The sequence below is a fragment of the Pseudoalteromonas luteoviolacea genome (assembly GCF_021654285.1).
Lineage (GTDB): Bacteria > Pseudomonadota > Gammaproteobacteria > Enterobacterales > Alteromonadaceae > Pseudoalteromonas > Pseudoalteromonas luteoviolacea_J.
In genome coordinates, this window is the sequence record NZ_JAKFZS010000009.1 from 122,636 (window position 1) to 146,621 (window position 23,986).

The 23,986-nt window shown below is 37.9% G+C and carries 16 protein-coding genes; 8 read left to right on the forward strand and 8 right to left on the reverse strand.

The annotated features are described in order from the left end of the window. Positions 1–125: 125 nt before the first annotated feature. The 5 genes from L1077_RS10395 to L1077_RS10415 form a co-directional block, all read right to left on the reverse strand. Positions 126–725, reverse strand: a complete 600-nt coding sequence (locus tag L1077_RS10395; RefSeq protein ID WP_237136780.1) for a hypothetical protein — start codon at positions 723–725, stop codon at positions 126–128. 856 nt (positions 726–1,581) lie between these two features. Beyond that, on the reverse strand, positions 1,582–1,857 hold the full coding sequence (locus tag L1077_RS10400; protein WP_237136781.1) for a helix-turn-helix domain-containing protein: 276 nt from the start codon (positions 1,855–1,857) through the stop codon (positions 1,582–1,584). A 57-nt stretch (positions 1,858–1,914) separates the two neighbouring features. Further along, entirely contained in the window at positions 1,915–2,508 is a 594-nt protein-coding gene (locus tag L1077_RS10405) for a hypothetical protein (RefSeq protein WP_237136782.1), read from the reverse strand. 649 nt (positions 2,509–3,157) lie between these two features. After that, complete coding sequence (locus tag L1077_RS10410; protein ID WP_237136783.1) at positions 3,158–3,439, reverse strand: helix-turn-helix domain-containing protein; 282 nt, start codon at positions 3,437–3,439, stop codon at positions 3,158–3,160. Between the two features lie 1,058 nt (positions 3,440–4,497). Continuing rightward, positions 4,498–6,060 carry a hypothetical protein gene (locus L1077_RS10415; RefSeq protein ID WP_237136784.1) on the reverse strand — a complete coding sequence of 521 codons (1,563 nt, stop codon included), beginning with the start codon at positions 6,058–6,060 and terminating at the stop codon, positions 4,498–4,500. A gap of 371 nt (positions 6,061–6,431) precedes the next feature. On the opposite strand from L1077_RS10415, the gene L1077_RS10420 reads away from it, so the two are divergent. Further along, entirely contained in the window at positions 6,432–10,337 is a 3,906-nt protein-coding gene (locus L1077_RS10420; RefSeq protein WP_237136785.1) for a hybrid sensor histidine kinase/response regulator transcription factor, read from the forward strand. Between the two features lie 55 nt (positions 10,338–10,392). Here L1077_RS10420 and L1077_RS10425 read toward each other — a convergent pair whose 3' ends face one another. The 3 genes from L1077_RS10425 to L1077_RS10435 all read right to left on the reverse strand — a co-directional run bounded on the left by L1077_RS10425 (position 10,393) and on the right by L1077_RS10435 (position 11,704). Beyond that, entirely contained in the window at positions 10,393–10,623 is a 231-nt protein-coding gene (locus tag L1077_RS10425) for a hypothetical protein (RefSeq protein ID WP_237136786.1), read from the reverse strand. Positions 10,624–10,803: 180 nt separating this feature from the next. After that, complete coding sequence (locus L1077_RS10430; RefSeq protein WP_237136787.1) at positions 10,804–11,061, reverse strand: hypothetical protein; 258 nt, start codon at positions 11,059–11,061, stop codon at positions 10,804–10,806. A gap of 379 nt (positions 11,062–11,440) precedes the next feature. Further along, the gene (locus L1077_RS10435; RefSeq protein ID WP_237136788.1) at positions 11,441–11,704 is read right to left on the reverse strand and encodes a helix-turn-helix domain-containing protein; all 264 of its coding nucleotides are present in this window, start codon (positions 11,702–11,704) and stop codon (positions 11,441–11,443) included. A gap of 229 nt (positions 11,705–11,933) precedes the next feature. On the opposite strand from L1077_RS10435, the gene L1077_RS10440 reads away from it, so the two are divergent. From L1077_RS10440 to L1077_RS10470, 7 genes are all read left to right on the forward strand, one after another. After that, positions 11,934–12,206, forward strand: coding sequence for a helix-turn-helix transcriptional regulator (locus L1077_RS10440; RefSeq protein WP_237136789.1), 273 nt, complete (start codon positions 11,934–11,936; stop codon positions 12,204–12,206). 333 nt (positions 12,207–12,539) lie between these two features. Beyond that, on the forward strand, positions 12,540–13,292 hold the full coding sequence (locus tag L1077_RS10445; RefSeq protein WP_237136790.1) for a hypothetical protein: 753 nt from the start codon (positions 12,540–12,542) through the stop codon (positions 13,290–13,292). Positions 13,293–14,016: 724 nt separating this feature from the next. Next, positions 14,017–15,543 (forward strand): alpha/beta hydrolase, encoded by a 1,527-nt coding sequence (locus L1077_RS10450; protein ID WP_237136791.1) that lies wholly within the window; start codon positions 14,017–14,019, stop codon positions 15,541–15,543. Between the two features lie 933 nt (positions 15,544–16,476). Continuing rightward, positions 16,477–17,610, forward strand: a complete 1,134-nt coding sequence (gene csm6, locus L1077_RS10455) for a CRISPR-associated ring nuclease Csm6 (RefSeq protein WP_237136792.1) — start codon at positions 16,477–16,479, stop codon at positions 17,608–17,610. Between the two features lie 69 nt (positions 17,611–17,679). Then, a complete protein-coding gene (locus L1077_RS10460) occupies positions 17,680–21,117 on the forward strand; it encodes a DEAD/DEAH box helicase family protein (RefSeq protein ID WP_237136793.1) in 3,438 nt (1,145 codons plus the stop codon). A gap of 52 nt (positions 21,118–21,169) precedes the next feature. Further along, complete coding sequence (locus tag L1077_RS10465) at positions 21,170–22,768, forward strand: class I SAM-dependent DNA methyltransferase (protein WP_237136794.1); 1,599 nt, start codon at positions 21,170–21,172, stop codon at positions 22,766–22,768. Next, entirely contained in the window at positions 22,759–23,832 is a 1,074-nt protein-coding gene (locus L1077_RS10470) for a PDDEXK nuclease domain-containing protein (protein WP_237136795.1), read from the forward strand. Before L1077_RS10465 ends, L1077_RS10470 begins: the two co-directional genes overlap by 10 nt. Positions 23,833–23,986: the final 154 nt, after the last annotated feature.

Sequence of the window (23,986 nt, forward strand, 5' to 3'; positions counted from 1 at the left end):
GAATGGTTTTTCTACACGTTGTCAAAAAAAATTTTATCGAGTGACGTGATGGGCTTTAGTAATAAGTTAGAAGAGAGGACTACACTTAATACTTTTATTTATGCCAGTTTCTATAGTCATGGCGTCTACTTCTTTTTTGATGACTCTTGGTGTCCCTTAATCTTAGAGCCTTCTTTTCTATTGATTTTAAGAATTGAAACATTGTCGTCAACAGGAACTGTACGTGTCGCTAGCCAAAGTATCAAGATGGCTTCGAATAAGCAAAGCAATGTAAGCATTGGGCTAAATAAATATTGTAAATAGGGTACACTGTCAATCAAATTTAAGTTAAATAAGCACAGTTCAGCTAAAGCAATAAAAATAACAACTGCATATAAAAAGTAAATGAGTATTAGTGCGCCTTCCTGTTTAGAGAAATAGAAATTTTGATAGACATCTTTACAAAACTGACTGTACTTTTTGAATTCTTTTACAATTAACCTTCTAGCAAGTACGACATAAATATATACCCCACAGTATAAAAAAGCCCATAGATAAAAATAAGCCCCCCAGTGTTTTGCTAGATTGCCTATTGCTGTATCAATAAGTTCTACAGTTGCTAATAAGATAAGCAAGCAGCGCGTATTTATACTGTTCCAACCAACAAACAAAGCGATGAGCATGATTGGAAAGCTTATGCTGCTAATCGCGAAATAGATAGATTTTAAAGATAGTGCTTCAAGCAAGTGGTGGACCTTCCAATTCATAGCTAGTATGTAAGGATTATTTTATCGTTTTATTTCCACTTTGTATCATTTATTTGGCTATTATGAGGATAAAAAATTGTAAGCTGATTTTTATGCCTGCTTTGAGTACACAATTCGAAATAGTGTAATTAGTAATAGAATAAAGTCAGGCGCTAAGAAAAATCAAATAAGTTTTTTGCTTTGAGGAAGCTACTTTATACTTTTAGTGGGCTCCCTATATTTTATACCTATTACTCGGCTCTTGAGCTTGTTTTTAAAACTGTGATGTGGTGTCTGCCCCCTTTACTTGTTGCTAACTGTCAAAATATGAAGGCTTCTATCAAATGCATTATGGTGATAAATTTTATTTATAAATAGGAGGTGAGCAATTACCTTATATTGGAATAGCTTAATCTCTATAAGAGTAACGGATTAAAATAAAAAAACTATAAGGTATAGGAAAGCAATTGTGTCTTCTTGTTTTCTAAAACTAAAGCTATTATAAACGTTTTCATAAAAACGGATATGTTTGCTTAACCACTTAACCACTTAACCACTTAACCACTTAACCACTTAACCACTTAACCACTTAACCACTTAACCACTTAACCTATAAGCACCTAAAAACAATAGAAAGTAAGAATGCCGAAGGTAGTTTCAGCCCAAAGTAAAAGGCTAATCAGTAAGTAGTGTTTCTATAGACTCTGATACTATTAGTGTAATTAATAGCACTCTAGTGTTAATAGATTTCCACCTAATGACAAGGAAAATTTAATAGATAGGGGAGATGAACAATGTGATGCGACCATAAAAGATGGGGTATTTTTCGCAGCTAACCATTTGAAACTGTAACCTACTACTTTTTATTTGAATGGTGCTTGTTTATAGTCGATTTGATACTTTTTCCTGATGTAAAGCCACAAATAAAGCATATGAAGAAAAACTGCAGAATAGGAATATGTTTTCTTCCACTTTCCCATGCATCAACCTTTTCTTCAGTCGCTATAGGAAGTAGTTTTTGGCCTAACTGCTCTTGAGTAAGGCCTGTGTCTTCGCGCATTGACTTAGCTGCAATGGCAAATTCAAGCCAAATGCCTTTAACCATTCCTATATTTTGAACTTTCTCTTTCATAATGGGCCTAATTACCGTAACACGTGATAAACAATATTATTAGAAACATCTGCTTCATCACTTGTCCTTCGATTGAGTGATATTATTTCTTTTATTTATTTCACTAACTATTGATACATTGTTCATGCTAACGACTGGCTTTTTTAAGGCTACTTTAAGGATCAATACACCTTCAATGATTGTTGCTGGTATTAGTACACAGCCCAATGCATATTTTGTGAAAGCCCATGATTTTATAATGCTATATTCGTAAAGCTTCATCTCTACAAGCGCTATAAACGAAGCGGTTAAGCATATTGAATAGACAAGCAGCAATAACCCTTCATATTTGGTGAAATGGTAATTGTTATATACACCTCTAAAAAAATTACTGAAAGGGCTTAAGGTTTTAGCTATAACTCTACGGAAAATAATTACGTAAATATAAAGAGTGCCATACAAAAAGACCCATACATAGTAGTTATAACTCCACTCCCATACAATATCGATGAGCAAGGTATCAATCAGCTCTAGCATAAATAGCAGCCCTATAAAGCACCGGGAGTTTATATTCTTCCAGCCGGCTATCAACCCAATAGTGAAAGCCGCTGGGCTTAAATAGGCTACTGATGTATATATCAATTCAGGTGTTATTTGATCAAAAAAAGGCATAGGGCATTTTCTTTATTGTTTGTGTTTTTTATACGCAGATGACGAGCCTTCATCTTGTGTGCAATAATCGTTATCTAGATTATCATATTTTAATACATTTTAGATGTAGAAAAATGATGAGCATCAGAATACCTATGCTGCAAAGAAAGAGAAATTATGAAATACATAGCTGTAATATGCAGAAATAGTTGCACTGGACTAAAAGCAGCTTCAATGAATAACATAGAGTCTACTATATAAGCTACATATAAAGATGCTTCTAAAAAGCTAATAGAGTGAAGTATAAAAGAAGAAAAAAATATGAATAATAGCCCGCCTTCATATCTGCCAAAGTGGTAGCTGCTGTATATCCTTTTAAAAAAGTCGATGTGATACACTTTCTTTAATAATAGTCTTCTTGCTAATGTGGGGATTATAAATGTTAAGCAGACAAACATACCCCACAAATAATAATAGTGGCCCCAGGTAAGAGAGGCGTCATACATGCTAGAATCTAGAATTTCAATTAAAAGTAATAGAGAGAATAAATAACGACAGTTTAAGTTTTTCCAACTAATAAAAAGGGCCGAAATAATTAAAGGTATTGACAAGAAAGTTAAAGAGCGAAATAAGCTTTCTAGGTCTTCATAACTAAACATTAAGTTGTGTCCTAGTTTCTTTTATTCTCAGGCTGCTGACTGTCAATTAGCTGTTTGGTTTTTTCTTCTGGACTGAATCCACAAACAAAACATATTAAAAAATAGCTAGTTAATGGAACAGGCGTTTTCCCTGTTTCCCAGTTTGATATTGTGGCTTGGTCTACAGCAGGGATAAGTTTCTGGCCTAACTGACTTTGTGTTAGTCGAGCATCTTTTCTCATCGATCTTATCGACTTGGCAGCTTCTCCCCATAAGCCATTAAACAATCCTAGTTGTCGAAGTTTTAGTTTCATATCTTTCTAAATTACCTTTTGATAACAAGCTTAACAAAATTTATCATTAACAATACTGCATTTGCAAGCATTTATAGATAATTTGACGAATATTAATTTAATTATTAAATATTTACTTAAGTCGCTGTTTTTTGATGTGTCCAGCTTTGTTTTTTATTAATTAATTTATTTTAAAGTTGCTCTTTTTATTTTTCTTTTGATTTTGTGTTTTAATATAAATTTTTTTATATGCCTCGTTTTTAAAGTCTGTTTTTCACTTTTGGTTATTGCTTATTTTGGGATTTTAAAGTAATTGGTCGAGCTCCAGGGTTTTATATTTAATTGTCAGCTCTACTAGTTTATTTTATTTTTATAAAAAATTGTGCGCAACAGAGATTGGAGGTTTTTTATTAATGGTACTTTATTGTTAAGGTGGGTTTAAAATTGCTTAAGTATCTGTATTAGAAAAAGAGGCAACATTTATATTTTTGGGTAATTAGGTGTAAGAATGTAGCTTATAATGCTTTTTCACTATGACTGTTAGAGTTAAATCGCGGCAAGCACGTTACAAAAAAGAGCACCTTCATAATTTCTTCTAGCAGTTAAGCAAAGAACAAAGTAAAGACAACAACATATTCAATTTACAGATAGTTCTATATTTTGATAGAAGCGTTAAAAATCACTGCTTGATAATTAAGAATGGTGCATCTTGGGTGTTAAGTAAACACTTGAGTTCTTTCAATGAGCTCTAACTATCTTGGGATGTAAGTAGGCCTTTCGATGCCACCTGAAATTCCACCAATTACTTTATAGAGATCTTTTGTTGCTAGCTCTTTCATTTTATTTTTCCTTGTATTGATAATTATATTAATAACCTATGAGCTATTTCAGCAGTAATTTTGCCTAAGGTAAAGGCTAAATTTAATTTATTTCGCTGAATATTTAAAGCAAGTTATGAGGATTCTATTAGGTATATGAATAAAAAATGGGTTAGGTGGTGCAGTCGGTAATGAACTGCACCGCCTAGTCGTTGGCTAATGTAAACTGTATCTTATTAAATAATCGTTATTCAGTTATATTTAATCGGTGCAGCTGTTCCATACCTCACCATCACTGCTGCAGTGCATGACATACGTACCGTCATCTTGATAAGTTTGGCGAGTCCATGTGCCATCACTGTATTTAGATGTTGTGACACGATTATCACCAGAATCATCTGTAATACGTTTATGCCAAGAGTAAAATGGGATAGTGACTTCATTATCAAACTCATACCCTGAGTGCGCAAAGTAAAGTGCTAGGGTTAATATGTCTAATATGCTTGTCTTGTCACCAATGTTGATCCAGTTGTTTAAATCAGTTTTTGTATTATTGTCTTGTGTAAATTCAGCTAAATAATTGATTGGACCTTGGCTATAGTCAACCGATAAGCCTCGATGAACGGCATCGCTAAAGTCGACATCTTTATCACAAAGCTGATCTTGTGAAGTCCGATCAACAGATTTGTAGTTATCGAGTGAGTAGGTGATCCCGTCAATTGTGAAACTAAGCTTTTCTGAGTGATGACAAAGGCCGAGATCATCGGTGCTATTTTTTACCATATCAACCGTTCGGCTGTATGAATGACCATCGCCCCACGGGCTTTGCTCTATTTTACGGTCGTAATGTACAAACAAGACATGCTCTAAATCGTCATCCATTCGCACAGTTTCATCCACTATGGTTTGATCACCTTCGCCAAAAATAAGCACACGTCGATACCAAACTAATTGGCTGCTTTGTGATTGCTCTGGTGGCGCATCTTGATAATGCAGCACGCGTATCTCATGGGAGTTTAGGTATTCTTTTGCCAAAGCCATGTGTTTTTCTATACTAGCTTGTAATCCTTTTACGATATCCTCAGCTAGTTTTTGTAGGCTTTCATCACCACTCTCAATATAATCACTAAATAATTGCGCTTCAGAGATATTGTAATGCTCAATAACCTGAGCTGTACTTTCTTGCATAACTATCTGTAGCTGCTCTTTGAGTTGATTGTTTACAATAATTTCGGCGCAAGTCTTATTATTAAAGGCATCTGTATTATTCAATGACTGCCACAACACTGTTGTGAGCGGGGTAATGTGTAGGCTCTGCGCATCGTTTAGATTGCTCAGAGTTGGTGGGAGTACCATTTGATACGCTTTGGTAACTTCACCTAAATCTTCATCAATCGCACCAACTGGTACGTCAACATAAGTTGGGACGTATGCTGCGCATTTCTCTTGTTCTTCAGTTAATTCTAGTAAATAACTCCCCTTATCTGTGGAGATAGCGAAAGGCTCTTCCTCATCTTGCTGTGCATTACCGTTTAGGTCAAGCCATACGGTTGCGCCTTTGACATAACCATCAATTACTCTACCTCGTCTTGCATATCGGTTTTCTTCAGCTGTAATAGGCGGCTTTGTAGTCCCTGTACTGTTATTCGATGATTCAGATCCTGCACCCGTTTGGTTTGCACTATCACTGCTTGGTGTATTTTTGGATGTTTTACTATCTAATGGTATAGAAGGGCCGCTTGTACCGCCACTTCCTCCACATGCAGTGAAAAGAGAGCTACATAAAAGTGCTACTGAGAGCGATTTTAATTGAGTTGTAAACATGCATGTTCCTTGTTACGCAGGTTTATTAAGTGACTGCTTAATCATTTATTTTTAGTATTGCCTTGCAAAATTATCTGATTCACAAAGCACTGATGAATGATCACTATTTTACGTAATATGGGTTAATTTGTGGTAGCTCAAAATAGACAAAAAAGTGTAATTATCTGCCTAAATTAAGAATTTAGATTCTTGTTTAATAATTATTATGTTGTTGCTATTATGTCAACTAGGAACAAGGTTTTTCAACCTGAAGTTATAAAAATAAGTATATATAACAATAATTTGTCATTATGGTTCTCAACTTTATATTGCGCGTTTTCTTTAGTTACTTAATTCTTATTAGCGTCTTTTTTTGTGCAAAAAGCATCGCTGTGTCTAATTTATCATCTGTGTTAGGTGTAGGAGATGGTTTACCTAGTAATCGTGTGTTTGACATTGAACGTGATGGTTCTGGGTTTATGTGGCTGGCAACAGAGCAGGGGATCGCGCGTTATGATGGTACACAAGTAATACGTTTTTCTGCACATGAAACCCCTGAGTTGAGTTCATCTCTTAAAGTCCGTGATTTATTAATTGATTCAAGCGAACAGCTTTGGGTGGCAGGTAGCCAAGGCTTAGAAGTACTGAGGCCAAAAAGCGAATGGTTTGAACCTGTAGTACCGATTGGACAAGATAGCGCACTCAATGTGTATAGTGTATTCGAATCCAATGAAAAAATTGTTTGGGTTGGTGCAAAATCAGGGCTATATAGAGTTACCAATACGACGCTTTCTCTTGTAGAGCTTAGCCTAAATGAGTCACGGTTAACGCCCCATGTTTTATCTATTACAGATGCAGGTGATAATAAACTCTTGCTAGCAACAGATAGTGGCATCATGCTGGCTAATACAGCTACCCAAAGCGTAAACTATATCAAGGATAAAGATGGAGAGACTGTTTTTGCAGATAGAATTTGGCGTTTAGCAGATGGCACTATATGGCTGGCGATGCACGGAATAGGACTTGCCACTTATGATGTGAAAAAACACACCGTCGAGCTGCGTTATATAGACCAAAACGAGTTCGATACTGTTGGCTATGTGTTTGACTTGATAAAAGGTGATGACCATATATTGGCTGCATCTTTAAATACAGGTTTGCTTAGATTAGACAGTGGCGAAGTTGAGACAAGTAAAGGTTTGCCTCCTTTGCTGACGTTATTCCATGATAAGCAAGTCACTGCATTTGGTAGTTATAGTGAAGGGGTAACGGTCGCCGTTGCTAATGAGCGTGCGATTACAAATAGTCACTTTGTTCACCCCAGTGAAACTGAGCAATATGAAATCAACGACATTATTGTTGTGAAGGATGATATATGGTTTGCTGATCAACTGGCGGGAATTTGTCGTTATTCAATTGAGGGGAACTTTAAGTCCTGCCTTGAAACAGAAGACCTATCAGCGCAGGCATTGGCGGTTACCTCTGATGGAATCGTTTGGGCTAGCTTATATAAAAGCGTTGTTAAAATTGACCCAGTGTCCATGAAGATTATTCAGCAATACGACTTAGCACAGTCTGACTTACCGGATGCAATTTACTCAATTGCAGTGCAAAACGAACACACATTGTGGCTGGCGCATAGCTTTGATGGTTTGACACGTTTGAACCTGGAAACAAATCAAGTATCACGTTTTTATTCTGATAACTCTGTTCTGAACAGTGATGAAGTGCATGATATCGAGTTGGTTCAAGATACTTTATGGGTAGCAACAAGCACAGGCTTACAAGCTTTTGATGTAAGTTCAAATGAGCTTATACCTAGTCAACAAACAGCGCTAAATATTAAAAATGCAGTGTACGACTTAACGATTAGCTCAAGTGGTGCGTTATTTGTTCAGACTAACGTTGATTTGAAGATGCTCGATTTAAACTCAGGTCTTTGGCGTGCTCTGCCAGATAAAATAAGTTCGTTGACAGATACGAGTATCGCATTTGGTGACGCCGGTGAAATATGGTTTGCAAGTAGTCATGGTTTAATTGGGTGGTCTCCCAGAGTGTCAGATAACGCGCTCCGTTATTTTGACAAAGGCGATGGTTTATATGCCCAAGGTTATGTAGGCAGTGCAGCAGCAAAGGTATATGACAAAGTTGTATTTGCAAGTGCTGATGGTCTGAGTATTTTTGACCCTGCCTACCTAACATTTGCCGAGTCATCGCCTAAAGTTAGCGAGTTTGAATTGACGTTACCAGACGGGATGACAACAAGGTACTTTAATCAGTCAAGCTTAACTGCATTACCTTATGAGCATGCAAGTATGCGGTTTGTATTAGCAAATACAAACTTCTCGAGCCCATCGAAACAGCGATTTAAGTATAAACTCGAGGGTGTTTCAAATACTTGGATTGAATTAGGTAAGAGCCGCACCCTAATGATCCCAAAGCTTAAGTATGGGAGTTACAAGCTATTGTTACAAAGTACAGATAGCAACGGGAATTGGTCTGACAATACTGGGCAGTTTTCATTTGTTATTCAAACCCCTTGGTATGTTACTACTTGGGCGTATTGCATGTATATATGCCTTTTTGTTTTGGTCTTATTTGCAATTTATCGAGTGCGAATAAGTGCAATGCATCGTATCCAAGTTGCATTAGAAGCAGAGGTAGAGAAGCAAACAAAAGAAATAAGTAATCAAAACAAATTACTAACACAAAAAAGTGATGAACTGGCGTTCGCGCAAGCGCAAAAAACTACGCTATTGCGAACACTATCTCATGAACTCATGACCCCAGTCTCTTTAATTCAAGGCCCTGCTGAACAGTTGGTTAAGTTGCAACATGCGAGTGAGCGCAGCCAAATGGCAAATATTGTGATCAGCAACGCCAAGCGCCTAAAAATATTAATAGAACAGTTGATGCAGGTGTCGAATTCTGAAAAACCAAACACCCAAATAGGTGAACAATCAGAGCCTCCGACCATGCACTTTAGCTTGTCTCAAATATGTGAAGAGCAGGTTGCTGCGTTTATTCCTTTGGCAGAAAAAACGCAGATAACACTTATAACTCAGATTGATAGAGATATTGAAGTTGCGGCACATCCCGACCAGCTTGAAAAGTGCGTCAGTAACCTTATCAGTAATGCTATTAAATACAGTCATGCAGGCGGCGAGGTTTTAATTGAACTCAAAGCTTCAAAAGCTAAGCCACAACAATGTTGCTTGCGAGTTAAGGATCAAGGAATAGGCATTGAGCAAGTAGAGCACAAAGCGATTTTTACACCCGAGTATCGAACAGCAAGCGGGCGAGAAACAGGGGTTGGCTTGGGCATTGGGTTAAGTGTCGTTAAAGCAGTTGTTGATGAATTAAATGGCGTTATTGATGTAAAGTCAGCATTAGGAAAAGGCAGCGAATTTTGCATTACTTTAGATACGCTTCAGAGTAAAGTGTATTTAGCATCACCAAAACCAATTGAAAATACGCGTGCACAAACGAGCGAGAAAACGCTGTTGATTGTGGATGATACTCCGGACATGTTGGTGCTTTTGAACAGTATATTTGAGCCTCATTATAAAGTGGTGCAAGCGGTGGATGGCTTGCAAGGCGTAAAAATTGCGACTGAAATACTCCCAGATCTAATTATCTCAGATGTGATGATGCCAAATTTAGATGGGTTTGGTTTGTTAAGTCGAGTAAAGCAGGGGTCGCTAACAGCACATATCCCAGTAATATTATTGACTGCAAACCTTAATGAACAAAAAGAACTAGAGGGGTTGAGCCGCCAAGCGGATGACTATATTACCAAACCATTTAGCGTTCAGGCTTTAGAATTAAAAGTACGTAATGTCTTTTTACATCAAGCCGCCAATTTAGCTAAGTGGCATGCTCGTGTAGATAACAAAGATATTAAAAGCATAGATTTACCCATTTTACCTAAGCTTAAATTTAAAGATGAGCCGCATATTTATGACTTTTTAGATAAGTTGGATAAGGTGATCCATCAGTGTTATCAAAATCCAGATATAGCCGTCGTTCAGCTTGCAAAAGAAATGGCCTTGAGTGAGCGTCAATTGCATCGTAAGTTAACTGCAGTCATATCAATGGGGGCGAATGAGTATTTGCGAACTTATCGTTTGTATCAGTCCATTACACCACTATTACATGGCAAAAGTGTTGCGCAAGTCGCTGACTTAGTTGGATTTAACTCTTCGTCATATTTTAGTGCTTGCTTTAAAAAGCATTATGGAATGACTGCAAAAAGTTATGTACAAATGCAAAGAGAAAAGCATAAAACGGTTATATAGTGAGATAGTTATGTAAAGAGGTGTATTCACCTCTTTTTTCTCGATTCAGCTAATGTTATAAGTATCTTATATTAGAGATCCCGCCTTCCATACGACATTCATAATGCAGCGTTCTTACATCTCTCTCATTGTATACCACTTCTTTCCAAATTGGATGAAGAGAAGAGTAAGGGTCTTCACAGGTAAAGATGATTATGGGTGAGTTAGCCGCATTCGCTTGATTACTAAAAGATACTACACATGCTAAAGCTATAGCTGCTCCCGAGACAATAGATGCTAATTTCATTTTAAATTCCTTATTGATTAGCGTTAATTTCCTCTTTACGACGTTTATGACAAGAAAAAAATAAGTATTTTGTACCTAAAATGAGATTTTTCATTTAAAGCTTTATGGCTGGGGGAATCAGGTTGCTTGGGTAAGCAGGTGCTAGCCAGCATAAAGCTAAATGTAGAAATACTTAGGGTATTAGCGCGATGGTAGTTCTGTTACTTCTGGAAGCCCTCTATTCATATAACAATTTTGCTTCATATAATTAAGTTGGCTATCGCCGACCGCAAAGCTGCGCCACAGCACTATGTCTGTGTTACCTAGACCGCCGCGAATATAGCATGTGATGAAATACCCGGCTTCTTGTGTAGCTCTAAGTTCATCAGATTTTGTTGCATTCGAATATACAGCAGATATTGCTAGTGCTGTACTTATCACGAAATAAGATAACTTCATTTTATTTTCCTTAATGTTGATTAACTATCTTATATAAAACGAATATGAATTATAAAAAACAACTAATGATTAGTAATAAAAGTAACATTGCTTATTTAAAAATAGGGTTTTCAACACATTTTAGAAATGCGATTTTATAACTGAGATTGCTCATTTGATTTTTGGAGGTGGCAATAAATCATAGTCTCGTTAATTGGTGTGCTTAGAAAATGTCACCTAGGGATTAAATATTTCATATTTGAAGAGTGGTTAAGCAAGAGTTGAATTCGGGTGATGATTGTGTGGTGAGTTGAATAATTTATCTAAGGTTAATTATATGGCTCAATCATAAACAGCGGTATTTTGTAAATTTAAGATTTAAACTCACAAAAATGTGCCGCTACTTTATTTTTTTCTTCGTATGATGGGCTCTTTTAACACTCCCATTTACTTGGTTTTGAATTTGGTCTATCTGGTTCACTAAAGACCGAGTATCAATTTTGCAATATATCAGCCATTTTAAAAAGTCCCTCATTTTGGGCTGACCCACGTCTAACTCATAGTTACTGACGGTTTCTCTAGATACCCCCAGCTTATCAGCCATCTCTTTTTGGGTTAAACCTGCATTGACTCTCATGCTTTTGAGGTCGTCACCACTTATCACTTTGCTTATCCTTTTCCATTTTTTCGGAGATTTTTCCGCATGCCAAGTTTCATAATATTAACATTGATTTTTCATAAGTAAATATTTGAGTGTTTTGTCGACTCAAACAGAGCTTTTACATAAATGCAGAAGCGGTTTATAAATCGACTAAACAGTAGGGATTAAAGATTTTAAGTACTAAGTATCAAATTTTGCTTGTTATCGACAGCCACTTCTATAGGGAAAATGTATGGTTAGTAGATTTATGAGACATGACGCAGTGAGACGCAGATTAGTTGTTAATAAGTTAATGTTAGAAATGCAGCATAACTTAAAATTCATCAGGAAGCGTAATAACTTAACGCAAAAACAGCTAGGCGATAAGCTTTGTGTAGATCAGGCAACAATTAGTAACTTTGAAAACGGAAAAACTTATATGACGATAGAGCTGGTTTATGAAATGTACTTAATATTTGGCAATGATTTTTCGTTACCCTGTATAAAGTACCTAGGTGACAAATAACGAATATTATTTGAAGCGAGCAGGCTTGGAGGTCATGAAAGGGCTGTATGTTGAAGCTAATAACTTGCATGAGTACTTTATGATTGAGGAAGGTGTACGTGTTTTAAAGTAATCACTTTTAACATATACATACTGTATACAGGTGATACAAGGTTTCACTATGGGTTGTATGAAACTTACATAAGCTTCATTGCATAGCATCTTATGGAAAAATTAGAAATTAGCAATATAGATCATATTGACAGATGGTGACTTGGAAATATAGTAGGAACGCAGCGTCTATTTATTAGGCAGTTTTGGCGCCGCTTCCACCCAAATTATAAAGGAATTATTATGATTAATAAAATAGCTTTAGTATGTGCTGTAGTCTCTATGTCAGCCATTTCCAACGAAGTGATTTACGATACAGATGCGCAACCAGGTATTATTACGCAATATACACATGGTCCAATTTCTGAAATTGAAGTACAAAGCCGCAGTGCATTACATCTTTCTGCTCGCTTTTTTGTAACGGATGCTGACGTAAACTGCCCCAATGCGCAGGTAATAAATGAAAATACATGGCAAGTGTTGGCAGAGTTGCCTGTACAAGGGAATACTGCTATTACAGGCACATTACCCAGTGGCCTTGAGAGCATGCCTAAGTCTTTACAAATTACTTGCCATAGTGACAGTACTACTTATACGGTTTATCACAAAATCCCAGCTGCACCGACCATTAACTGGGAGAGTCAGGTGACAGCCTCAGGTTGGGTAAATGGTAGTCATGCAGGGTATTATGAAAATATAAATTATGTATCAGCAGCCTTCGTAAATAATAATGCACCAGACGGCCAGTGCACTTTTTCGAATTTAGTAGGGCAAGCCCCCAATGTCATTGAAAGCAAACAAGGACTGGCTTTTAATAGTGCGCATTTTAATACAGAAGGTGTAGCCTTAGCGGATGGGCAATATGTATATAGATACGTTGTATCTGAAATTATTTGCAAAAATGCAGGTGGTACGACACGTGCTGTGGAAGCTTGGGATTTAGGTTACAATCATAACCCAGCACCAGATAGAGATTATACCGTTTATTCATACTAACCTTGTTAAGAAAAACTAACGTATAAGTTTTAGGTAGTGTGTAGAGGTTTTTTATTAAGCCTCTATTTATTCTAATACAGACTGAATTCGTTTAGGCCTTTGTGATACCGGTAACGTATTCAGTTTTTTCTAATCTATGAGCGCTATGGGCTAATATTATTTTAGCTCTATCAAGCTTATACCCATGGTTATACCATTTGACTATTATTTTTCTATTTAATATGCCGAATTCAGGTGTTAACTTATTTTGTTAACAACTATGGTTGCTTCTATAGACCCGTATTTTATAAGCGGTTCTCAATAGTTTGCCTTCTCCAATGAAAATACAACTCTTTGAACCTACTAAGCGTGATTAACGATACTGTGATTATAGACGCGCCGTTTCTTAATGTTCTTAACCTGCTTGCCTACGTAGAAGTAACTAAGGTTTATGGAGTCATTATATTAAGTTGAATAGTCTATCTTAGGGGGTTAATACTTGGATCTCGAAAGAGTGTATTGTTTTTTGTTTTCTTTCCCTTATATTGTTAATAAATGTTTTCATATAGCTTGATGAAGAACCTGAATTGGTTGCAGTATCAAAAATGATTATAAGCGTTATAGTAGTCTGTCCAGCTTAAAACATAACCTCGATGTTTAGAACGGTTACATTTATGGTTTAATGGGCCGTATACAGTATATGAGACAAATCTAAAACAGTTGCAATACAAGGATATTTAACTACATGCTCAATCAGAAGCTGGATAACCTGACATTAGCGTCGCTAAGACGATTTTTACCTGAGACGCTACCAAGAGAGTTTAAGCTGTGTTCTAGTAACAGGTATTTTTATGCTCTATATGATGAAGATACATTTAAAGTGCTCACTAACCGAGGCGAGCATAGTTTCGATTTATATGAATTGCTAGAGCTTTTGAGTGATGTATTGGTACTTGAAAGCACCAAACCAAAGCCCTACATGGATGCCCATAAACATGTCAGTTATAAGCTACCAATCATATTGTGGTTACTAGAGGTTTCTGATGAAAATGCATTTGAAATACCTTTTAAGATGGTTGAGCACGCTTTTCGTTCTGAACTAGAAGTGGCTACAGGGTTTGACTCAATAGAAGGAATACGAGAATTACATCGGCAAAAGGTGTTAGACGAGGTGAGTTTCAAATTACCTTCAGACAATACATATGCTGAAGATGCAAAAGTAATCAAACGCAAAGATTATAATAAAGTCGAATTAGGTACAGAGCTGCCAGAAGAAGAGCAGCGAGACAACACACTCGTCAGCGTTAAATATGCAACTACGCGTCAGTTATTAAATACAGAGCCGAAACAATATATTAATCAGATATCAGAGTCTGTTAATTACGGCACTGCGCAATTGTCAATACCTGTTGATCATGTCTCCGGCCGGATAGAGCGTCCCTCTATTTTTGAAAAAGCGTTGAGCATTTTTGGTATTGAGGCTGAGAAAAAATCCAAACACGTTATGATTAGAGATTTACAGCCTATGGAAGAGCGTGACTTTTTATCTGACTTTAATGATTCAGACTCCGCATTTATTTTTATACATGGCTACAATGTGCCTTTTAAAAGTGCTTTATATCATTCGGCACAATTAAAGTTTGATTTAGCTTATAAAGGCGAATTTGTGCTTTTCAGTTGGCCTTCATTTGGCTCGCTAAAAAGCTATGCAGGTGACAAAGAAAGAGCTGTTGGAGCGGGTGAACACCTTGCTAAATTAATTGAAGATATCTCTCATTCTGAGGTTAAAACCATTTATATTTTAGCTCATAGTATGGGCAGCTATTGTTTATCTGAAGCGATTAAATACCTAGCGAAATCTGATCCGAGTGTACAGCCTAAATTAAGAATAGCTTTGGCCGCCCCCGACATTGACCGTGATGCTTTTAAAAAGCAATATGCAGATCGTTATCTAAGTTCGTCTGACGGCGTCTCAATCTATGCCTGTGAGAAAGATAAAGCACTGATGATGTCTAGGCTAGTCAACAGCTCCGATCGTTTAGGGTTTTCTGATCCAATAACTGTAGTAGATGGTATGGACACTATAGATGCATCTCCACTGGCTAAAAAGTGGCTTAATAAGGTAAGGTTAAATCACTCCTATATTTTCCAGCATAACTACTTAATTACAGATTTATACGATTACTTTTTTTATGGTAAACCTGCCAGTCAAAGGAGGCTCAAACCTATGTTGTTAGATGAGCAGAGATACTGGCAACTGCACCCTTGTTAGTTGAGTATAAATGGGCATGTGTATTGCTTTTTGAGATTGTATTTTATACTTCACCCTGTGAAACAAGTGCAGAATATGACATTAAGCAGCTGTTTGGCCGTGAGAAAGTGGCGCTATTCAAGAGGTAATGTAAGGATCTAAAGGTCATTGCGCTAATTAGACCCTGAAGCACTTGGTGGGTGGACGTGTAATGGTTCTACTTCGGGCTACCGATCAATGTGTAAGTATATAGTTGTCACAGCATTGACTTTGTTGAGAGCTTAATCGGGCATAAAAATCGCATATACAGTCTCGCAAATAGCAATCAAGCAGTATTTGAATGCAGCCTAAACGAAAAAACTCAGATGTTTTGATGAATATGTAACATATAGTTTAAAGATGACTTTCTTTGGCTGAAGATGCTAGGCAAAGCTCAGATATTAAAGTGCTGTGTGAGCGATAAAAAGTTTAATTGTTTTATAACCAAGGTGCTCGTGCTAATGGGGATTTGGGAATGGCGATACTCAGTACGTTTTTTTGAACTTCTTAATAGAGGGCTGAACTTCTCATCAATCATTCAAACTCTAAATTTATATGAGTAACTCGTTTAGTAAAATCAATTTGGCTAATAATGACGCATGCCAAGATGACATTAGTTTACTCTTCAATTTAGTGAAAAGGCTAATAAGTGCGATGCACGTGCAGCTTTATCAATTAATGGGCAACCTAGCGCACAGTAATGAGCGTAAACACCATATATTTGCACGGTATCAGGCACTTTGTCCGGATTAGAATTTAAATACAAAAGTAGCAATAAGGAATGAGAATGTTACTAAAAACACACTATGACTGTTCGCCAAGTTAATTTGACGCAAATAGGTGTAATTTATTGTAATATATATTAATCTTCTTTCGTTTCTAGTAATCAAATGCTTATGAAAAAAAGGAAGTTTGATGAAACATGTATTATTGATTGTCACAGGTGCCAGTCCGCAAGTTTTGACTGAAACATTATATGCATTGCATCAGCAAGAAAAGCCCCTCCCAGAAGAGATCTTTGTTATTACAACCCAAGATTCCAAAGCATTATTAATAGAAGGGCTTTTTGAAAAATCGCACTTTTTTAATTTAATCAAAGATTTTCGGCTTCCGAATATTAAATTTTCAGAAAACAATATATGGGTTATTGAAGATGCGCAAGGTAATTTAGTTGACGATGCTAAGACTGAGGCCGAACAAACTTTTATGGCCGACTTTATAACGCGAAAAGTATTTGAGTTAACCAGTGATGACAGTATTAGTATACACGCTTCAATTGCTGGTGGCAGAAAGACAATGGCATTTTATTTGGGCTATGCCATGTCATTACTTGGTCGCGAGCAAGACAGCTTAAGCCATGTTTTTGTTAGCGAAGAGTTTGAGTTTGTCAAAGACTTTTATTACCCAACTCTAAGCTCTCATACCGTCTATAACAAAAATCTACAAAAAGACGTTGATTGCAAAGACGCAGTTGTTACATTGGCCGAAATTCCATTTGTAAGAATGCGAAACTCACTAAATGATGCCCTAATTACAAATATGCAAAATGCATCGTTTAGTCAAACGGTTGCAAGCTTAAATTCAGTCAATCAAGAAGAGTTAAGGCTAGAAATAAATACCACAGCTAAAACATTAAAATTTATGGGAGTAGAAATAAAGTTGACAGCGAAAGAGCTCGCTTTTTATCTGTGGCTTATAGAGATATCTGAATCAAAAATAGGTGCTGTTGTTGTCGATCGTTATTTTGAGGAAAGCACAGAACATGCCGAACATTTCTTAGGAAAGTATGAAGTCTTGGGGGCAGACCCAAGAGTCTACAACACATTTAATATTGAGGTAGAAGACTTTAAAGACGGTGACTTAACGCACCTTAAGGCTATGCAACGTGACTTTGTACAACAAACACGAAGCCAAATTAATAAGAAAATAAGTCATAAATTACCAAAATTGATAGCTGAGACAATACAAGTTAAATCAATGTCGAAAGAGCAAGAAACGCATTATAAAACAGACTTTAAAGCCGATAATATATTAATAAGTATTAACTGATTTTACTTTTTCCGGCTTAAGGAAAAATCAACTCATCGCCCGAAAAATTTGGCAACTAGGAAGAATAAAGTGATTAAAAATTCAATGAACTTTGAACATATTCGTGAACGTTGGCCACAAGAGCATCAATTACTCGCTTACGCAGAGCAATATGTCATTACTGATCCCCAAAGTGCACTAGTGAAAATGCGCTGTTTTGCCGAGAAAGTAGTAGGGTACTTGTATCAAGAGCTTAAGCTCCCAATTTACGCCAACGCAAACATTTTTGATAAACTAACAGCTGATGTATTTACATCAACAGTACCCAACCTTATTACAGAAAAACTGCATGCAATTCGTAAAAGTGGTAACCAAGCAGCGCACGAAGGTAAAGTAAGCCAACAGCAAGCCATTTGGATTTTAAAAGAGAGTTATTTCGTCGCCTGTTATTTATTTATGGCTTATGCCAATGGCAAACAGAGTGAATGTCCACAGTTCACCGAACCAACTCAATCAAAGCCAGATGAGCAAAAAGCCACAGAGTTTGCACAAAAGAACTACCAACTTAAAAAGCAACTTGCTGAAAACGAAAAGCGCTTAAAGCTTGCTCTTAAAGAACTGGAAGTCTCACAAGAGGCACAAATGCAGGCACAAATTGAGGCGGCAAAATTAAAGCAAGCAATAGATGACGATAAACTCAGGGCAGTGCAAGCTCGCAATAAACAGATTACTTCAAGCTTTGATTTTAATGAAGCGGAAACCCGTGCTCGCATTATTGATATGGACTTACGGGCAGCAGGGTGGAATGTCTCGCTTGATAAATCATCAACCGACGAAGTGGGCAAGGAAATAAAAGTAGATGGGCAACCTACAGAGACAAGTATTGGTTATATAGATTATGTCCTGTGGGATAATGACGGCAAGCCACTGGCTGTTATCGAAGCCAAAGCAGCTCGCGAGAATATTGAAAAAGGTCGCCAACAAGCTATTTTATACGCTGATAGCTTGGAGAAAAAGCATGGCCAGCGCCCAGTGGTGTTTTATTCAAACGGCTACGACATTAAAATACTCGATGACAAGCAAGGTTATCAGCCAAGACGCCTATATGGGTACTATTCAAAAGACAGCTTGCAATACCTAATTAAACAACGCAACCTTAAAAAAGATCTCACCGCTACCCCAATAGACCTAAAGGTCGCTGGGCGCGATTACCAAATAGAAAGTATTACACGCGTATGTGAACGTTTTAAACAAAAACACCGTAAAGCCTTAGTTGTGCAAGCAACGGGTACAGGTAAGACGCGCGTATCAATTGCCCTAGCAAAACGCTTGCTAGATGCTGGTTGGGCAAAACGCGTGCTGTTTTTATGTGACCGAAAAGAGCTACGCAAGCAAGCGGCCAATGCGTTTAACGAGCACACTAATGAGCCCACTTATGTTGTCGGTAAGAGTAAAAAAACACTTGCTAATAGTGCGCGCGTATTTATAGCTACATACCCAGGCATGATGCGAATTTTCCAACAATATGATGTGGGTTATTTTGACTTAATTGTTGCCGATGAGTCGCACCGTTCAATTTATAATATTTACGGTGATATTTTTAAATACTTTGATGCGCTAGAGGTTGGCTTAACTGCAACACCGGTTGAAATGGTTTCGCGTTCAACTTGTGAGTTATTTGGCTGTGACTTTAAAAAGCCAACCGCCAACTATCCACTTGAGCGGGCTATTGAAGAAGAAAACCTCGTGCCATACAAGATAGTGAGCTTTACCACTAAGTTTCTTCGTGATGGGATCAAAGCTGATAAACTCACTGATGAGCAAATAGCACAGCTTGAAGAGCAAGGTGTAGATCCGAACGAGCTCGACTTTGACGCCAAGCAAATTGACGAAGCTGTGCGTAACAAAGGCACAAACCGAGTTATTTTGCGCAACCTGATGGAAAAAGGTCTGCGAGATATTGACGGCCAATTGCCAGGCAAGTCCATTGTGTTTGCTCGCAACATCGCACATGCTGAGCTGCTGGCTACTTTGTTTGGGGAAATGTACCCACAATTTGGTAGTAACTTCTGTCGTGTTATTCACTCCAAATACGAACGTGCCGATGAGCTTATTGATAACTTTAAATCAACCGAAGACGGCAGTGTGCGTATCGCGGTGTCAGTTGACATGCTCGACACAGGTATTGATGTACCAGAAGTAGTTAATCTGGTATTTGCCAAACCAATCAAGTCAAAAGTAAAGTTTTGGCAAATGATCGGCCGTGGTACGCGCTTGTGTAATGACTTATATGGCCCGGGTATGGATAAATCACATTTCTTGATTTTTGACCACTGGGAAAACTTTGCTTACTTTGATGAAGATCCTGAGGAGGTTGACCCATCACAAGCCAAATCGCTCTCGCAAAAGTTATTTGAAGCGCGATTAAACTTAGCTGAGCAGGCTCTAAACAAAGCAGATGTAGCCAGTTTTGAAGCAGTCATTGCACTTATTCATCAAGACATAACTGCACTCGATATGAATACCATCGCGGTGCGTGATAGCTGGCAAGCGGTTGAAACCTGTAAAAATTTGCCTGCACTAAACCAGTTTCCCCCCAGTATTAAGCAATTATTGTGGAGCGATGTAGCACCACTCATGCAGTGGCGTAACATTATGGGGCAAAGTGAGGCGTATCGTTTTGATACAGAGATGGCAATATTGCAAACATTGCTCTATCGCGATAAAGGCGATATAGATCTGGTCAAAAGCCCCATGTTAAAAAAAGTGGGCAGCTTACAAATGCACCTAAACGAAGTACGCGTTAAGGCCAGCGACATCGCAATAATACAAGCAGAACCATACTGGCAAGACTTAACCTTTGCTGCCCTTGAGCAAAGCCGAGTTGCGCTGCGTGGTATTATTCATTTACGCGACAAAGAAAGTACCGTGCCAGAGCCTGTACAAGTACTCGACATTAAAGAGGAGGAAGTTGAGTACCAAATTGAAGAGCGCGCAGCCAATATTGTCTCTATTGATTATCAAATTTATAAAAAAGAAGTGGAGCAAACCTTGGCTCCGCTATTTGGGAGCGACGATATACTGCAAAAAATACGTACAGGAGAAAAGGTGAGCGAAGCTGACTTAGCCCAACTCAACTCGCTGGTCCACACCCAAAACCCTAATGTAGACTTAAACACCTTAAAAGAGTTTTATCCTGAGTCAACAGCCAGCTTAGACACCATATTACGTACCATAGTAGGCATGGATAAAGCCGCGATTGAAGCCTCGTTTACGAGTTTTATTCAGCAAACCCACACGCACATGAATTCTAAGCAACAGCGCTTTATTAATATGTTGAAAAACCACCTTATTCGCCATGGCAGTATTAATATTGAACAGTTATACGAGGCACCTTTCACCAGTGTGCATGATATGGGGCTCGATGGCGTATTTAGTGAGCAACAAGCCGATGTAATTGCACAATTTACCGAGCAATTTAATGTAGAATTAGGCAACAAAAAAAGTGCTATAGATAAAGAGCTATAACCGCTTACAAAGGTGCTTGAGTTTTTAACGCGTAAACAATCAGAGAACATAAATGATCACAGGTCAGCTAAAAAGTAAGATAGACAAACTTTGGGAAGAGTTCTGGACAGGAGGTATTACCAACCCGCTCACAGTAGTAGAGCAAATTACCTTTTTGATGTATGCCCGTATGCTTGATATTAATGAGCAGCGAGATGAAAAAGTCGCAGCACGCACAAAAAAGTCCTTTAATCGCCGTTTTAACGACGACCAGCAACATTTACGCTGGCAAGAATTCCGCCATTTAGGGTCTGAAGAGCTTTATAAGTTAGTAAAAGATGAGCTGTTCCCATACTTTGGTCAAAGTGCCGAGCAAATTGGCGAGGCGAGTCTTTTCAGTGAGTTTATGAAAGACGCCCAGTTGATGATCCAAAAGCAATCTTTGCTTGTAAGTGCGGTTGAAATGGTCAACGACTTACCGCTAGACAATGCCGACACAAAAGGGGATTTATACGAATACTTGTTAAGTAAACTCACCACAGCAGGTATAAACGGTCAGTTTAGAACCCCGCGCCATATTATTCGCGCCATGGTTGAAATGATGGACCCTAACCTCAAGAGCCGCATTTGCGACCCATCAACCGGCACCGGCGGCTTTTTATCTGTGTCTTACGAGTATTTACTTGAAAAATATACCTCCTCAGAGGGCGTTGAAAAAGAGCCATTACTTGATGAAGAGGGTAACCCAATACATGATGCAGATGGCAAGCCATTATTCAATACCCTTTATGGGGGCGATTTAATCGATGTAGAGCAGCGCAAGCATATTGATACCGATATGTTCCACGGTTTTGACTTTGACGCCACCATGTTACGTGTTGCCGCCATGAACCTAGTGATGCACGGCATTAAACAGCCCGATATTCACTACCAAGACACTTTAAGCCAAAGCTTTAAAGACAACTTTGCCAGCGAGGCTAAAGAAGGCTTTGATATTATTCTCGCTAACCCGCCTTTTAAAGGCAGCCTAGACGAAGAAGACGTATGCCCAGAGCTTTTACGTAAAGTAAAAACCAAAAAAACCGAGCTACTTTTTGTCGCATTAATTGAGCGCATGCTAAAAATAGGTGGCCGCACCGCAACCATTGTCCCTGATGGCGTTTTATTTGGCTCATCAAAAGCACACCAACAATTGCGCAAGCTGTTAGTTGAAAACAACCAGCTAGAAGCCGTCGTTTCATTACCAAGCGGGGTGTTTAAACCTTACGCTGGCGTATCAACTGCGATATTAATTTTCACTAAAGGCGGTAGCACAGACCATGTGTGGTTTTATGATGTACAAGCCGATGGTTTCTCGCTTGATGATAAACGTAATCCAATCAAAGAGAATGACCTGCCAGATTTAGTTGCACAGTTTAAAGCCCGTGATAAAGCACTCGCCACGAGCGAAGAGAATGATCGTATTATTACAGAAAACAAAAAGCATTTTTGGGTGAGTAAAGAAGATATCGCGTCAAATAAATATGATCTCTCTATCAATCGCTATAAAGAAGTGGTGTATGAAGAAGAAGTATATGAAGCGGCTGATGTGATTCTTAAAAAACTCGTAAAGCTTGAAAGTGATATTCTTAAAGATTTGAAAGAGTTGGAGGGCATGATTTCATGCAGCTAACGCATTCGGAAGATTACAAAAAGTGGATCTCTGAGCTCAAAATATCTTTTAAACAGCAACAGCTAAAAGCGGCTGTAAGTGTAAATACGGCATTGTTGGAGTTCTACTGGCAATTAGGTAAAGAGATCATCGAAAAGCAACAAAGTAGCCAGTGGGGAGATGGGTTTTTAAAACAGTTAAGTCAAGACTTGATGCATGAATTTCCCAATGTAAAAGGTTTTTCTAAGCGAAATTTAGAGCTTATTAGAAAATGGTATTGTTACTGGCAACAAGACACCGCAATTGCGAAACAAGCTGTTTCGCAATTAGTTAAAATTCCTTGGGGGCATAATCTCGCTATTATAAGCAAAGCAAATAGTACTGCAGAGGCCATGTTTTATGTAATGGGAACGATGCAACATGGTTGGAGCAGGAGTGTATTGCTCTACCAAATAGCGAGCGATCTATACCAAAGAGATGGCCAAACTATAAATAACTTTCAACAAACCTTGCCTCCTGCCCAATCAGACTTAGCGCGTCAAAGTGTAAAAGACCCATATGTATTCGACTTTTTAACGCTAACAGCTGATTACAATGAACGAGAACTTGAGCAGGGTTTAATTGCCCATATAACGCAATTTTTACTCGAACTTGGCGCTGGTTTTGCTTATATGGGCAAACAAGTTCCCATTAAAGTCGGTGAAAATGATTATTACCTTGACCTACTTTTTTATCATACCCAACTTCATTGCTATGTTGTAATTGAACTTAAAGTAACCGATTTCGCCCCCGAGCATGCCGGGAAATTAAACTTTTATCTCAATGCCGTCGATACAAAATACAAACAAACAAGCGATCAACCCTCCATTGGCATTTTATTGTGTCGCAATAAAGATAAGCTAGTCGCAGAATATGCCCTAAAAGGGATCGATAAACCGATTGGCATATCAGAATACCAGTTAACGCAAGCATTGCCAGAAAACTTAAAGCCAAGCCTACCTAGTATTGAAGAGCTTGAAATTGAACTGGCAAAAGAACTCGGGTTAGAACAAGGGCTTGATGGAGGCGACAATGCAGCAAAATGATAAGAGTAGTTTATTTGGTGTTTTAATGGTGTTGGAAAGTTATATTCCAAATTACTTAAAGTCTTTTCAGGAGATATTGTAATGATGAAAGTTGATTTTAAGTTAGTTATCGCTGATAACGTGCAGGCAGAAATTGTTACTGACAATTCTCTGC